Here is a 13,491-nt window from a genome sequence, read left to right as displayed (position 1 = left end):
CTTTGAAAAAGCGTTGAGTGCTTCAAACTCCAAAAAAATTTTGTTCATTTCATTATACTATTTTGGCAGCGTAAAAAAAAGCACAGGCTGCTGGTCCTGCGCACGAAAAAATATATTCTTAAAGGGGGTCAATTACTCTTATCATACCCTAACAATATTTCACAGTTGTTACAGTTGAGTGATAATCAAATTACTATTTTATTTCTTTAATTTCATTGCTTCTTTCAATTCTTCCACATAGTGTTGAGCCGTTTGCGCGGCAATACTCCCGTCACCTGTTGCTGTAACAATTTGGCGCAGTGTTTTTTCACGAACATCCCCAGCAGCGAAAATCCCAGGTATCTTCGTTTCCATATTTTCATTTGTTTCAATATAACCATTTTCATTGGTTATTCCCAGTGCTTGAAATGGCTTTGTCAGCGGGACCATGCCAATATAAATAAACACACCGTCTGCCGGCAGTTCCTGTTCTTCGCCGGTTTTTGTTGATACAAGCGTGATACTGCCCACTTTTCCGTCCTTTTCGTTGATCGACTTCACCGTATGATTCCAGATAAAATCAACTTTCTCATTCGCAAAGGCACGATCTTGAAGGATTTTTTGTGCCCGCAGCTGATCGCGGCGGTGAACAATCGTTACCTTCGAAGCGAAGCGGGTTAAATACACTCCCTCTTCAACCGCGGAGTCACCGCCTCCTATCACATAGAGCTCTTTCCCTTTGAAAAAGGCCCCATCGCACACGGCACAATAAGAAACGCCGCGGCCGCCGAGCTCCTGCTCACCGGGAACGCCAATTTTTTTATACTCTGCACCGGTAGCAATGATAACGGCATACGCTTTATATTGCTTTGAACCGGCTTTGACCAGTTTGTAGTCCCCGTAGTCGATAATCTCTTTTATATCACCATAAGCATATTCAGCCCCGAATTTCTTCGCATGCTCAAACATTTTTGTCGATAAATCAGGACCAAGAATGCTCTCATAGCCCGGATAGTTTTCCACCTCTTCGGTATTGGCCATCTGCCCGCCTGGCATGCCCCGCTCGATCATCAGCGTTGACAGATTAGCACGCGATGTATAAACAGCTGCAGTCATCCCCGCTGGACCAGCACCAGCGATAATGACATCATAAATTTTTTCTTCTGTCATTTTTAATTTCACTCCTTATAAAAAAGCTAGAACATTTACAATATGTGCCAAACTATAAATTACAAAAAAAAACGATTAAGCATTAGTATTCCCTACTTAATCGTAATAAATATTTCAAATAGAGTCCAAAAATCTGCTTGCTTTTAGCGTAAAAACTCCTGAACCAATTTCACATATTTGCCAATTGTTGCAGTCGAAATATCATAGCGTTTGGCCATTTCCTGCTGCGATACTTTTTCGCTGCGCAGCTTGTGCCAGGTATATTCCACTGCACCTGCCCAGGCGCGTTTATTTTTCAAACGGACGCCTGCTTTAGATGCTTCGGCAAACACCGAAAACCACATCAAGTAAAGACCTGCTTCGATGGTTCCGATCGGCTGGTAATTCTCATAAAAAAGTTCTGCTATTTCTTGTGCGTCCGCTGTCCGGGATGGTTTGCCGGAGCGAATCCAAGAGATATATTCCTTTTCCAAAGCGGTAAACTTATGATTTTGAAACAATTTTTTCGAGGTGATAATCTCCTCTTTTTTATTTGAAACAGTCGTCAGAAACAAGGCAAATAACCGTTCTTCCACATAGTCACTTTCCATCTTTTGAAAAATGGAGCCTGACATATTCTCTAACCCACTGATTTGGTCCTGATTGTCATTCCAAGGTTCACTGCCTTCTTTTTCCGGATTTAGTTCCAGCAGCTTATTCCAAATGGCTTTGGCAAACGTTTCATGACCGGTATGGAAGGCTGAGTACGAGAGCCAATAATAGAATGGACCGTCGCCATCATAACCGGTTTTATATAATTTTTTCAGCCAAACATAGGCCAGTTCATATTCGCCTACCAAGGCAAACGAGGTCCCCAGCTTAAATTGATGCTCGCTTAAGAGCGGCTGAATTTTTTTTAACGAGGCCATGCATTGCTCGACATATTTAAAGCGTCCCTGATAGTGGGCAAATATCATCTTGTTGCAGAGGGCATGAAGATTTCCCGGATTTCGCTCCAACACTTCATTTAAAATGGCTTCGGCCTTTTCAGGTTTGCCTAGATAAAAATAAGCCAGCGCCAGGTTGTTGTAAGCCGACCAATACTCAGGGTACTCTTCGATGACTTCCTTAAGGATCTCAATCGCTTTGGGCAGGTAGCCCGATTCCAGGAGGTCGCGTGCCTGTTCCTGTTTCACGATCAGATCATCCTGCTGGTAAAATTCATCTTCAAGCTCGCCTGCTTCAAACGAAAGCAGTTCAAGCAATTCCTCGGCATCTTCAGAAAAATCACCATCGGGGTCTGCTTGTAAATACAGCATCGCATGGTGATAGGCATCTTTAAAAAATCCTAGATGGGCATAATTATTCGCTAAAAAGTAGTGACATTCCACCATTTCGTGATCAAGATCTTCAAGGATGAGGTGTAACAGCCGATTGGAATGTTCAAATTCGCCCAGTTCTGTTGACACAATCGCCAACTGGCAGGCAATCATCGGTTCACCCGGCTCAAGCTGAAGCGCCCGTTCCAGATATTTTTTTGCGTTTAAAAAATCACGTCGATGATATGCCTTGATTCCCTTTTTAAAGTAATATTCCCCCGTCGGAATAAATGAAACAATTTTTCCTTTATGAATTGTTGCTTTTGCGTTTTTACTCATGAAGTCCTCCATCATCCTTTCATACCCTATGAAGTATAACATATTTGGATGGCAAACGAGAAGGGATTCCGAATGCTGTTTCTGGAAAATGTTTTGGCTGGGTTTACTCGTCTGTTTTACAGATTTACCCGTCGAAAATGGAGATTTACCCGTCTAATTGTTGAATTTACCCGTCAAAATGGTCATTTTACCCGTCTGTTTTGTGATTTTATCCGTCTAACCATTTAAACTGGTAAAATAATCCGAAAAAACACCACAGTATCAAGGACTGTGGTGTGACAAAATTTTATCCTTATCTTTTTACACGGTTAGGACCGGTCTTTTTGATGGTGTCTTTCTTCTAATGTTTTTAATATTTCAGTGAAGGGCAGGCCTTGCTCGACCAACAACACCTGCAAGTGGTACAAAAGATCTGCCGCTTCCCACTTCAGCTCCTCATGACTGCGGTTTTTCGCGGCGATAATCACTTCGGCCGATTCTTCCCCGACTTTTTTCAAAATTTTATCGACACCTTTTTCAAACAAATAGGTGGTATAGGCACCTTCGGGACGCTCCTGCTCGCGTTGTTGGATGATTTGTTCCAGCGTTTGGAGAATCTGATAATCACCCAGATTGGTTTTTCGTTCCGCCACTCCTTGGGCAAAACAGCTAACGGCACCGGTGTGGCAGGCCGGCCCTTTTGGATTTACGAGGACGAGCAGCGCATCTTGGTCACAATCGTACTGAATGTCGACAACGGTCTGCGTGTTGCCGCTTGTTTCCCCTTTATGCCACAGCTCTTGGCGGGAACGGCTGAAGAACCAGGTTTCACCGGTGGCAAGCGTTTTTTCAAGCGATTCCTTATTCATATAGGCCAGCGTTAAGACTGCCAAGGTTTGCGCATCTTGGATAATCGCCGGAACAAGTCCTTTTTCATCAAATTTGATTTCGTTCGAATTCATCGAACCGTCACTCCCTTTTCCCGCAAATAGCTTTTCACTTCTTGCACTGAGGTTTCTTTATAGTGAAAAATCGAAGCCGCCAAGGCTGCATCTGCCTTGCCTTTTTCAAAGGCCTGAGCAAAATGTTCGGCGTTTCCAGCACCGCCCGAGGCAATGACCGGAATGGTTACCGCCTCACTAACTGCCTTTGTCAATTTGAGGTCAAAGCCATTTTTTTCACCATCACTGTCCATGCTTGTTAGCAAAATTTCTCCGGCGCCAAGCTCCGCTGCCTCCCGTGCCCAGTCGAGCACCGTTTTCTCGGTCGCTTTCCGGCCGCCGTGAGTATAGACCCGCCATGTATCGATGTCCGGGTCAAACTTGGCATCAATTGCCACCACGATACATTGCGAGCCGAAAAAGTCGGCGCCCTGTTTTATTAGTCCGGGATTTTCGACGGCAGCTGTGTTAAGCGACACCTTATCGGCTCCGGCACGGAGAATTTTTTTCATATCCTCAAGGGTGTTTATCCCGCCGCCGACCGTAAACGGAATCGCCAGCTGCGAAGCGACGGCTTTGACAACCTCCACCATTGTTTTTCTGCCTTCAACTGAAGCAGAAATATCTAAAAACACCAGCTCATCCGCTCCCTGCTGATCATAAAAGCGAGCCAGCTCGACCGGATCGCCGGCATCACGTAGCTGCACAAATTGAATTCCCTTGACAACGCGTCCATCTTTTACATCGAGGCACGGAATAATCCTTTTGGTAAGGGTCATTGGGAGCCCACCTCTTTCAACGCTTCCTCTAGTGTAAAGCGTTTTTCATATAATGCTTTTCCGATAATGACACCGCTGATCGTTTGGGCTTTTGCTAATGCCTTGAGATCTGTGAGACTGCTAACCCCGCCTGAAGCAATTACGTTTTTGCCGGTAACCTCGGCCATTTCGCTGACAGCCGCTATATTAGGTCCCGACAACATCCCATCAGTGGCAATATCGGTAAAAATAAATGTCTCCGCACCGGCGTCCGCAAAGCGCTTGCCCAGCTCCATTGCCTTTACTGCCGAAGTTTCAAGCCAGCCATGGGTAGCAACATAGCCGTTTTTCGCATCGATGCCAATCGCAATGTGTGAGCCGTATTTTTTAATCATTTCGATAGCAAACTCCGGGTTGGAGACGGCGATGCTGCCGATAATCACGCGGTCTATCTTGTTGTCCAGATAATGAACAATATCGGCCTCGGTACGGATTCCGCCGCCAATTTGAATTTTTACCTTTGGCAGCTTTTTTGCCGCTTTGATCACAAAGTTATTGTTAACCCGCTTGCCATCCTTGGCCCCATCAAGATCAACCATGTGAATCCACTCCGCTCCCTCGGCTGCAAACTGGCTTGCCATACCAAAAGGGGAATCAGCGTATATCGTTTCCTTATCATAATCTCCCTGCAAGAGACGGACACATTTTCCGCCCCGCATATCAATCGCCGGATAAATCGTAAACCTCATCGAACCGCTTTCCTTTCCGCAGCTATTTTTAAAAAATTGCCTAGCAACGCCATGCCTAGCTTGCTGCTTTTCTCCGGATGGAACTGCATGCCAAAAATATGGTCTCGACCAACAACCGCAGCCACCTGCTCATGGTAGTCGGTTTTTGCCAGGGTAACCGGTGAGTTTTTTGCACTGACTAAGTAAGAATGGACGAAATAAACATAATCCTCTTCCAGGTTGGTTAATAGCGGCGAATCCTGGATAAACTCCAGCCGATTCCACCCCATGTGCGGTACTTTGTAAGCTGTCCCGTCATTTGTTTTTCCTGGAAAACGGCGAACACTGCCCGGAAGCAGACCGAGGCCTTTGGTAAAACCGTTCTCCTCACTACTTTCGAACAGCAGCTGCATACCGAGGCAAATACCGAGAAGCGGTTTCCCGCTAGCCGCAAATTGTTGTATTGTATCGGCGGGCAGCTGATCCATCGCATCACGAAAGGCGCCAACCCCGGGAAGAATCAAGGCATCAGCTGCCAGCAATTTGTGTTTATCAGAAGTTATTAAATAGTCGGCGTGGAGCCGTTCCAATGCCTTGCTGACACTGAACAGATTTCCCATGCCATAGTCTACAATTCCTATCATCGTGGCTACCACCACCCGAAATTTTTATATTGTGTCTTTGCGCTGAAATACTTGTTATTTTTAAATTGTGTCTTTGCGTTGCGATACTGGTTCTTTTATAGCATCCCTTTTGTCGAAGGAACCCCTTTGATCCGCGGGTCCACAGTGGTTGCCTCGTCGAGAGCGCGCGCCAGAGCTTTAAAAACGGCTTCAATCATATGATGTGTATTTTTTCCATAATGAATGATTACGTGGAGATTCATCCGGGCTTCCAACGCCAGCTTCCAGAGAAATTCATGGACAAGCTCCGTATCAAATGTGCCCACCTTTTGGGCCGGAAGCTCACCGCGCATTTCAAAGTGAGGGCGGTTGCTGAGGTCAACCACCACCTGGGCTAACGCCTCATCCATCGGGACAAAAGCGTTACCGTATCGCTTGATGCCCCGCTTGTTCCCCAGCGCCTCACGCAGTGCCTGTCCCAGGCAGATGCCAATATCCTCGGTTGTGTGGTGGTCATCCACTTCGGTATCGCCTTTGGCGTCAACGGTTAAATTGAATTGGCCGTGCTTGGTAAACAGGTCAAGCATATGGGTCAGAAAAGGAACGCCGGTTTCAAGGTTGGCGCGGCCTTCCCCGTCAATTGCTAATGTTAATTGAATATTGGTTTCGTTTGTCTTGCGTTCGATACTTGCCATTCTTTCCATGAGGTTCATGCCTCCTTGATTTGGATGGTGCGCTTTAGTAAGTTTTTATCTTGATGAAAGACCATATTGCCTTTTTCATAGGGCTCTTTGTCCTTTAGCGTTTCTATTAAAGACAGTTTCATAGTTATTCTAATACGTTTTGTCCTTTAGAAACCTTATTAAAGACAGTTTGACTATTTTTTCGATGCGTTTTGTCCTTTGGAAGCCTTCTGAAAGACGGTTTCACTATTTTTTCACGGTGTTTTGTCCCAATGGCGACAGTCTAATCTTTTTTATTTTTGAGACGGGTCTCCACTGCGCGGGCGTGGGCTTCCAGTCCTTCGATTCGGGCAAACGCAGCAATTTTCCCGGCATTTTCCATAAAAGCCTTCTTACTGTAGATTATCACGCTGGATTTCTTTTGAAAATCATCAACGTTTAGCGGACTGGAAAACCGGGCTGTGCCATTTGTCGGCAATACGTGGTTGGGCCCGGCAAAATAGTCGCCAACGGGCTCTGAACTGTATCGTCCAATAAATATCGCGCCGGCGTGGCGAATCCTCCCAAGCAGTTCGATTGGATCCGCAGTCATCAACTCCAGATGTTCCGGGGCCAGCTCGTTCACAACCTCTGCTGCTTCATCAAGATCCGCGGTAACATAGATGGCGCCGTAATCGGTTATCGACCGCTCAGCAATTCCACAGCGTGGAAGCACCGCAAGCTGCCGCTCCACCTCGACCGAAACGGCTTCGGCCAGCGCCAATGAAGGCGTGACGAGAACACTGCAGGCCCGCGGGTCATGCTCCGCCTGCGACAACAGATCGGCGGCGATTTCATCAGCAAGTGCCGTCTCATCTGCTAAAATCGCAATCTCGCTTGGACCGGCAATCATATCAATATCAACATCTCCGAAGACCTCGCGTTTCGCAAGGGCAACAAATATATTGCCCGGGCCGGTAATTTTATCAACCGGGGAAATCGATTCCGTTCCATAGGCAAGGGCAGCAATTGCCTGCGCCCCGCCGACTTTATAAATTTCTTCGACCCCCGCCTCTTTTGCCGCTACCAGCACGGCCGCCGGCAAACGTCCGGCACGGTCGGGCGGTGAAACCATGACAATTCTTTTCACACCGGCAACCTTTGCCGGAAGCACATTCATCAGTACTGATGACGGGTAGGCAGCTGTCCCACCTGGCACGTACACGCCGACTGAATCAAGCGGAGTTATTTTTTGCCCTAAAACCGTCCCGTTTTCTTCGGTTGTCATCCAGGAAGGGCGCAGCTGTTTTTCGTGAAAGGCACGGATATTTCCCGCAGCTTCCCGGACAATGCCGACAAATTCCGCGGAAACTTGCCCGTAGGCGGCTTCGATTTCTGTTTCCGTGACCGCAAAAGCAGCCAACCGCACCTGGTCAAATTTTTCCGTCAGCTCTCGGACTGCCTCATCGCCACGGGCCCGGACAGCGGCAATAATGGCCTTGACGGCAGCCTCCTGTTCCAATGTTCCTGCTTCTACCGACCGCTTGATCGAAACGAGATCATTTACCTTTACGATTTTCATGTTAAAATTCCTCCACTGCAACAACGTTATGAAGCCGTCTGACAAGCTCATCAATCTGCCCGTCTTTTATCCGGTAGCTGACGGGATTGACAATTAGCCTCGATGTTACATCGACAATTCTTTCATATTCCACAAGTCCGTTTTCCTTCATCGTTCGGCCTGTTGAGACAATATCGACGATCCGGTCTGATAAGCCGATGATCGGGGCCAGCTCAATCGAACCGTTTAATTTAATGATTTCTACCTGTTCCCCTTGTTCACGGAAATAGGCTTCGGCCACATTCGGATACTTAGTCGCCACCCTTGGTGCCACATCGTTCATTTTCGTATTGGGAAGGCCGGCAACCGCCAGATAGCAGGGACTGATTTTTAAGTCCAGGAGCTCGTAAACATCTCGCTCCTCTTCAAGCAGCACATCCTTGCCGGCAATGCCGACATCGGCAACACCGTGCTCAACATAGGTAGCGACATCCATCGGTTTGGCTAAAATAAACCTTAAGCTTTCCTCCGGAACATCGAGTATCAGTTTTCTGGAGTCGTCAAATTCCGGGGGCAGCTTATAGCCAGCTTTCCGCAGCAATTCCACTGCTTCTTCAAAAATCCGCCCCTTCGGCATCGCCATGGTTAAAAAATCATTCATTCGATCGCCCTCCAATCAGGTAGGTAGTATCGATGAATCGTTTGGTAAAGGCATCGAGATTTTTGACCCCGGTAATATTTTGGAGAACGGTCTTTTTTCCCTGTTCCCGCAGCTTTTGCGCCAGTTGAAAAGCCTCCCTGCGCCGTTCTTGGCTGAAAAAAATACAATGTGTATCAGTTTCGTAGGGAACGCTGCCCAAAGCCTCCAGCAACATGTCGAGCCTGACGGCAAATCCGGTTGCGCTTGCTTTTTTGCCAAACTTCTCTAGTAAATGGTAGCGGCCGCCGTTACCGATCGGAAAGCCAACATTTCCGGCATAAACTTCATATAAAATTCCAGAATAGTAGCTCATATGGCTGACAATGGAGAAATCAAACTTTACATGATCTTCAACACTGTAGTCTTTGATCACCGACCAAAGCTGTGTTAATTCAGAGATGGCTTGTTTGCCTTTGCCCTGCTCAATCATATCGGCGGCAGCATCCATGACCTCTTCGCCGCCTCTCAGTTGCAGCAGCTTGAGCAGCCGTTGCTTATCAATCGACGAGAGGTTTAATGCGTTCACGTGTTCGCGGTAGCCAACATAATTTTTTTCGTATAAAAATTTCCTTAAGGCCGTGGCCCGGCCATTTGTTCCTAAAATTTGCACGAATAATTCCTGGGCAAATCCAGCATGTCCGACGGAAATTTGAAATTGACCAAGCCCTGCTTTTTTTAAAGAAGAAATCAATAATGCGATTACTTCGCCATCCGCGGCAACGGTATCTTCATTCATACATTCAATCCCAATCTGCTCAAACTCCGCCGGCCTTCCTCCTTCTCGCTGCTGGGAGCGGAAGACGTTCGCACAATAGGCTAGGCGGATGGGAAGGTCCTCTTCCAATAACTTTGAGGCGGCAACCCGGGCAATCGGTGTCGTCATTTCCGGACGCAGCACCAGCGTATGGCCTTCTTTATCAAGTAACTTAAACAGCTGGGCATCATGAATCGCCGATGCCGCGCCGACCGTTTCATAATATTCCAGCGTAGGAGTTTCCATAAACTGATAGCCCCATCGTTTAAACGTCTCCGCCATGCACGTACGGATGTGGTATTTTTTTTCATATAATTCTGGCAGTGTATCACGCATCCCTAACGGCTTTTCAAACATAAACAAGCGGCTCATATTGTTCATCCTTTTCATTTGCTTTAGTCTACTAATATATTAGAGAGTTAAAGTTAATTAATTAGTAGTGTACTCCTCGTGATCGCTTTCGTCAATGAAAAAGTGTGACTATTCTTTTCATTTAATTTGATTTAATGGACTTTTACAATTTCACTAACATATGTAAAAATTCAGTTAATTTGCAACAGCCTTCCACTACTGTTGCGGTGGCTCTCCTTCCCACTTGGGATTTACCCGTCTGTTTTGCGGATTTACCCGTCGAAAATGGCGAACTACCCGTCTAATGGTTGACTTTACCCGTCAAAATGGTCATTTTACCCGTCTGTTTTCTGAATTTACCCGTCTAACCATTCAAACTAGGAAATAATCAAAAAAAATACCACAGTATCAAGGACTGCGGTGTGGCGAAATTTTCCTAGTCAGCTATCAAAGTCCAGACTTCTTTCTTTATTTCTATAGATTGGATCATCCGCCCAGCGTTCGGCTAGCTGTTCTTTTGTGTAAATGATCCGCATCGGGTTGCCCCCGACGAAGCAGCCAGGCGGGACATCCTTATGGACAAGCGTGCCAGCAGAGATGATAGCGCCGTTCCCAATGGTAACACCGGGCATGATTATCGAGTTGGCACCGATCATCACTTCATCGCCAATGACCACTTCTCCAAGCCGATATTCCTTAATCAAATACTCGTGCGCGAGAATCGTTGTATTGTAGCCAATAACCGTATTGCGACCTACCGAAATTTTTTCCGGAAACATTACATCAAGCATGACCATTAATGCGAACGAGGTCTGTTCGCCGACCTTCATCCGCAGAAACGTGCGATAAAGCCAATTTTTCATCCCCAAGAAGGGGGTGTAGCGGGCAAGCTGAATGATCATAAAATTCTTTACTACCTTCCAAAATGGGACCGTTTTATAAACATGCCAGAGGGAGTTAGCGCCCTCCACAGGATAGCGGGTTGTCTTCCTCATCTCGTCACACCCCGAGGATCGTTAATAAATCTGGCATCTGCTCTAAAATGTAATCCGGCTCATATTGGGCAATATAGTCGCGGCCTTTAATCGACCAGGCCACACCAGCCGTCGAGGTGCCAGCATTTTTTCCACCTAGAATATCATGATAATTATCCCCGACCATGATCGCTTCCGCAGGTGTCGAACCGAATTGTTCCAGCGCCATCAAAATCGGTTCCGGTTCAGGCTTGAATTTTTTGACATGATCCATAGCAATAACCACCTCAAAAAAAGGATCCAGCTTCATCAAGCTCAGCCCCTTCATCGCCACATCAAACTTTTTGGTCGTCACAACACCAAGTTTATACCCTTTTTCCGTTAAGGTTTGCATGGTTTGATAAACACCGGGAAATTCCTTAACGAGAGCATCATGCTGAGCAATATTAAAGGCTCGGTAGTCAGCAACCATTTCCTCCACCCGCTCCGGGTCGACGCTAGCAAATGCCTGATGAAGGGTCGGCCCCATGAACGGCAGCACATCATCACGCTGATATTTACCAGGAAAATACTTTTCGAGTGTATGTAAATAGCTGGAGATAATTAATTCATTTGTATTGATTAAAGTTCCATCCAAATCAAATAGTAATGTGTTGATATTGTTAGTCATATGACGCTTCCTTTCTTGTCACCATACCCGAACGTTTCCAAATGGTCCCGACGATCAAGGTTAACATGATCGCGACTCCAAGCCTGATGATAAATAACGGCCATACCGGTATGCCGAGCGGAACAAAGATTAACGTATCTTCAATAACCGCATGGCAGGCAACGAGAAAGATAAACGCTAATGTGATATCCTTTTTACTGACCCCATCCTCTTGCACTGCCTGAATCATTACACCGGCACCATAAGCCAGCCCAAAAATCAGCCCTGCCGCCATGGTCGTTGAGGTGTTCTCCTTCATCCCCAGTGAGCGGGTCATCGGTCCCATCACCTTTGAAAATTTTTGCAGCCATTCCAGGTCTTTTAAAATTTGTATCACCAGCATTAAGGGGATGACAATTATCGCCAGCTGTAGGATTCCCAGTCCCGCTTTTTCCAAGCCCTGCAGGAGAATTTCCGCGAAGCTGGAAGCAGATTGCGTTTGCCCCTCAATCAAGCCATATTTTGCCGGCTCGCCGCCGCCATGCCAGACCAGATTGATCACAGCCGCTGAAATAAACGCTAAGCCAAGTCTGGTTGTGAGAATCACCCACAGCTTTACCCCCGCTTTCATGGCAACGCCGGATTCAATCAATAAATTATGGGAAAAGGACATCATAACTGCTAGAATAAAAACTTCTTTTACGGAAAAATGAAGTGATAAGATGGCCCCAATCCCGGCATAAAGGTTCAAGAAATTACCTAAGACAAGCGGGATCGCGGCATCTCCTGACAAGCCAATCAGTTTCATCACTGGGGTCAAAAGCTTGATAATCCATGGCAAAACCGGTGTATATTGCAGAACCGCAACCATCAGCGTGACTGGAAAAATAATTTTCCCCAACGTCCAGGTTGTTTTTAAACCAACCAGAAACCCTTTTTTTATTGAACTAAGAAGCATTTCCCCCAATTCTCCTCTTTCTCATATTTTACTGTTGTGATAACCGCAAAGACTAAGCAGCGGTGATCATTAAGTATTACTCTCATCCAAATAACGCGCCTCTGCCAATCCTTTTTTGCGGCGATAGATCAGAATCATCACCGCGACAATGATTAAAGCAATTGAAATCGTCTGTGCCATCCTTAAACTCCCGAGCATCAGGCTGTCTGTCCGCATGCCTTCTACAAAGAAGCGGCCGACAGAGTACCAGATTACATAGGAGAGAAACATTTCTCCCCGGCGCAAATTTACCCGGCGCAATAACATTAACAAGATAAAACCGACGAAATCCCAAACCGACTCATAGAGGAATGTCGGCTGGTAATAAACACCATTAATATACATCTGATTAATAATGAAATCCGGTAAATGCAAGTTTTCGAGAAAGGTCCGCGACACTTCGCCGCCATGGGCCTCCTGATTCATGAAATTTCCCCAGCGTCCGATCGCCTGTCCGAGGATAATACTCGGGGCGGCAATATCGGCCAGTTTCCAGAACGAAATTCCCCGCTTTTTTGTAAAAAAGTAGGCCGTTAATACCGAACCAATCAATGCTCCGTGAATCGCAATCCCGCCGCCCCAAATTTTCGGGATATCAGCGGGATGCTGTGAGTAATAATCCCATTCAAACATAACGTAATAGATTCTTGCACAAATAATCGCAATCGGAATCGCCCATAGCATTAAGTCCGCAAACGTATCCTGCGGCAGCTTGCGGCGATTCCCTTCCCGGATGGCGATATAGAGCCCTAGTGCCAAACCCGAACCGATAATCACCCCGTACCAATGAACCGGAATCGGACCAAGGTGAAAAGCAATCGGGTTGAGTGGTTGGATTGTTTCGTTCATTCTCATCCCCTCTTCCTAATCAAATGCGCCTTGACGTATTTGTGCCCAGATTTTTTTCGCGCTAGCTCGAAAACGTTCCTTTAAAAATCTGAGGCATCCGCCGGAGGCTTAACTTTATTCAGCTGGGCTTGGATCCCCCGCTGAATGGTTTACTCGTACTCGCATTCATTCCACCACTT

At 46.5% G+C, this 13,491-nt stretch carries 15 protein-coding genes; 1 reads left to right on the top strand and 14 read right to left on the bottom strand.

What is annotated here, in order from left to right; translation table 11 throughout:
* Positions 1-198: 198 nt before the first annotated feature.
* Both trxB and RCG24_RS19745 read right to left on the bottom strand, forming a co-directional pair.
* Positions 199-1,149, bottom strand: coding sequence for a thioredoxin-disulfide reductase (trxB, locus tag RCG24_RS19750; RefSeq protein ID WP_202656214.1), 951 nt, complete (start codon positions 1,147-1,149; stop codon positions 199-201).
* Positions 1,150-1,292: 143 nt separating this feature from the next.
* Positions 1,293-2,786, bottom strand: coding sequence for a tetratricopeptide repeat protein (locus RCG24_RS19745; RefSeq protein WP_202656215.1), 1,494 nt, complete (start codon positions 2,784-2,786; stop codon positions 1,293-1,295).
* A 72-nt stretch (positions 2,787-2,858) separates the two neighbouring features.
* On the opposite strand from RCG24_RS19745, the gene RCG24_RS19740 reads away from it, so the two are divergent.
* Positions 2,859-3,014 (top strand): hypothetical protein, encoded by a 156-nt coding sequence (locus tag RCG24_RS19740; protein ID WP_202656216.1) that lies wholly within the window; start codon positions 2,859-2,861, stop codon positions 3,012-3,014.
* An 80-nt stretch (positions 3,015-3,094) separates the two neighbouring features.
* Here the strand turns inward: RCG24_RS19740 and hisIE are convergent, their stop codons facing one another.
* The 12 genes from hisIE to lgt form a co-directional block, all read right to left on the bottom strand.
* On the bottom strand, positions 3,095-3,727 hold the full coding sequence (gene hisIE, locus RCG24_RS19735; protein ID WP_202656217.1) for a bifunctional phosphoribosyl-AMP cyclohydrolase/phosphoribosyl-ATP diphosphatase HisIE: 633 nt from the start codon (positions 3,725-3,727) through the stop codon (positions 3,095-3,097).
* Positions 3,724-4,485, bottom strand: a complete 762-nt coding sequence (gene hisF, locus RCG24_RS19730) for an imidazole glycerol phosphate synthase subunit HisF (protein WP_202656218.1) — start codon at positions 4,483-4,485, stop codon at positions 3,724-3,726. Before hisF ends, hisIE begins: the two co-directional genes overlap by 4 nt.
* Positions 4,482-5,213: a 1-(5-phosphoribosyl)-5-[(5-phosphoribosylamino)methylideneamino]imidazole-4-carboxamide isomerase gene (hisA, locus tag RCG24_RS19725; protein WP_308077842.1), complete on the bottom strand. Its 732-nt coding sequence runs from the start codon at positions 5,211-5,213 to the stop codon at positions 4,482-4,484. Before hisA ends, hisF begins: the two co-directional genes overlap by 4 nt.
* Entirely contained in the window at positions 5,210-5,836 is a 627-nt protein-coding gene (gene hisH, locus RCG24_RS19720; protein ID WP_308077841.1) for an imidazole glycerol phosphate synthase subunit HisH, read from the bottom strand. Before hisH ends, hisA begins: the two co-directional genes overlap by 4 nt.
* A 95-nt stretch (positions 5,837-5,931) precedes the next feature.
* Entirely contained in the window at positions 5,932-6,519 is a 588-nt protein-coding gene (gene hisB, locus RCG24_RS19715) for an imidazoleglycerol-phosphate dehydratase HisB (protein ID WP_202656221.1), read from the bottom strand.
* Between the two features lie 262 nt (positions 6,520-6,781).
* The gene (gene hisD / locus RCG24_RS19710; RefSeq protein WP_308077840.1) at positions 6,782-8,059 is read right to left on the bottom strand and encodes a histidinol dehydrogenase; all 1,278 of its coding nucleotides are present in this window, start codon (positions 8,057-8,059) and stop codon (positions 6,782-6,784) included.
* A gap of 1 nt (position 8,060) precedes the next feature.
* Positions 8,061-8,699 (bottom strand): ATP phosphoribosyltransferase, encoded by a 639-nt coding sequence (hisG, locus tag RCG24_RS19705; protein WP_308077839.1) that lies wholly within the window; start codon positions 8,697-8,699, stop codon positions 8,061-8,063.
* On the bottom strand, positions 8,692-9,864 hold the full coding sequence (locus RCG24_RS19700; RefSeq protein WP_308077838.1) for an ATP phosphoribosyltransferase regulatory subunit: 1,173 nt from the start codon (positions 9,862-9,864) through the stop codon (positions 8,692-8,694). The genes hisG and RCG24_RS19700 overlap by 8 nt, the downstream gene beginning before the upstream one ends.
* Positions 9,865-10,283: 419 nt before the next feature.
* Entirely contained in the window at positions 10,284-10,838 is a 555-nt protein-coding gene (locus RCG24_RS19695; RefSeq protein ID WP_308077837.1) for an acyltransferase, read from the bottom strand.
* Positions 10,839-10,842: 4 nt separating this feature from the next.
* Positions 10,843-11,487, bottom strand: a complete 645-nt coding sequence (gene ppaX, locus RCG24_RS19690; protein ID WP_308077836.1) for a pyrophosphatase PpaX — start codon at positions 11,485-11,487, stop codon at positions 10,843-10,845.
* Positions 11,480-12,424, bottom strand: a complete 945-nt coding sequence (locus RCG24_RS19685) for a nucleoside recognition domain-containing protein (RefSeq protein WP_308077835.1) — start codon at positions 12,422-12,424, stop codon at positions 11,480-11,482. Before RCG24_RS19685 ends, ppaX begins: the two co-directional genes overlap by 8 nt.
* Before the next feature lie 69 nt (positions 12,425-12,493).
* Positions 12,494-13,312, bottom strand: coding sequence for a prolipoprotein diacylglyceryl transferase (lgt, locus tag RCG24_RS19680; RefSeq protein ID WP_308077834.1), 819 nt, complete (start codon positions 13,310-13,312; stop codon positions 12,494-12,496).
* Positions 13,313-13,491 lie beyond the last annotated feature (179 nt).

Origin of the sequence: Neobacillus sp. OS1-32, from assembly GCF_030915425.1 — a bacterium.
Classification (GTDB): domain Bacteria; phylum Bacillota; class Bacilli; order Bacillales; family Cytobacillaceae; genus Neobacillus; species Neobacillus paridis.
The sequence above is the reverse complement of the archived record's forward strand: the minus strand, read 5'-3'. Positions and strand labels throughout refer to the sequence as shown.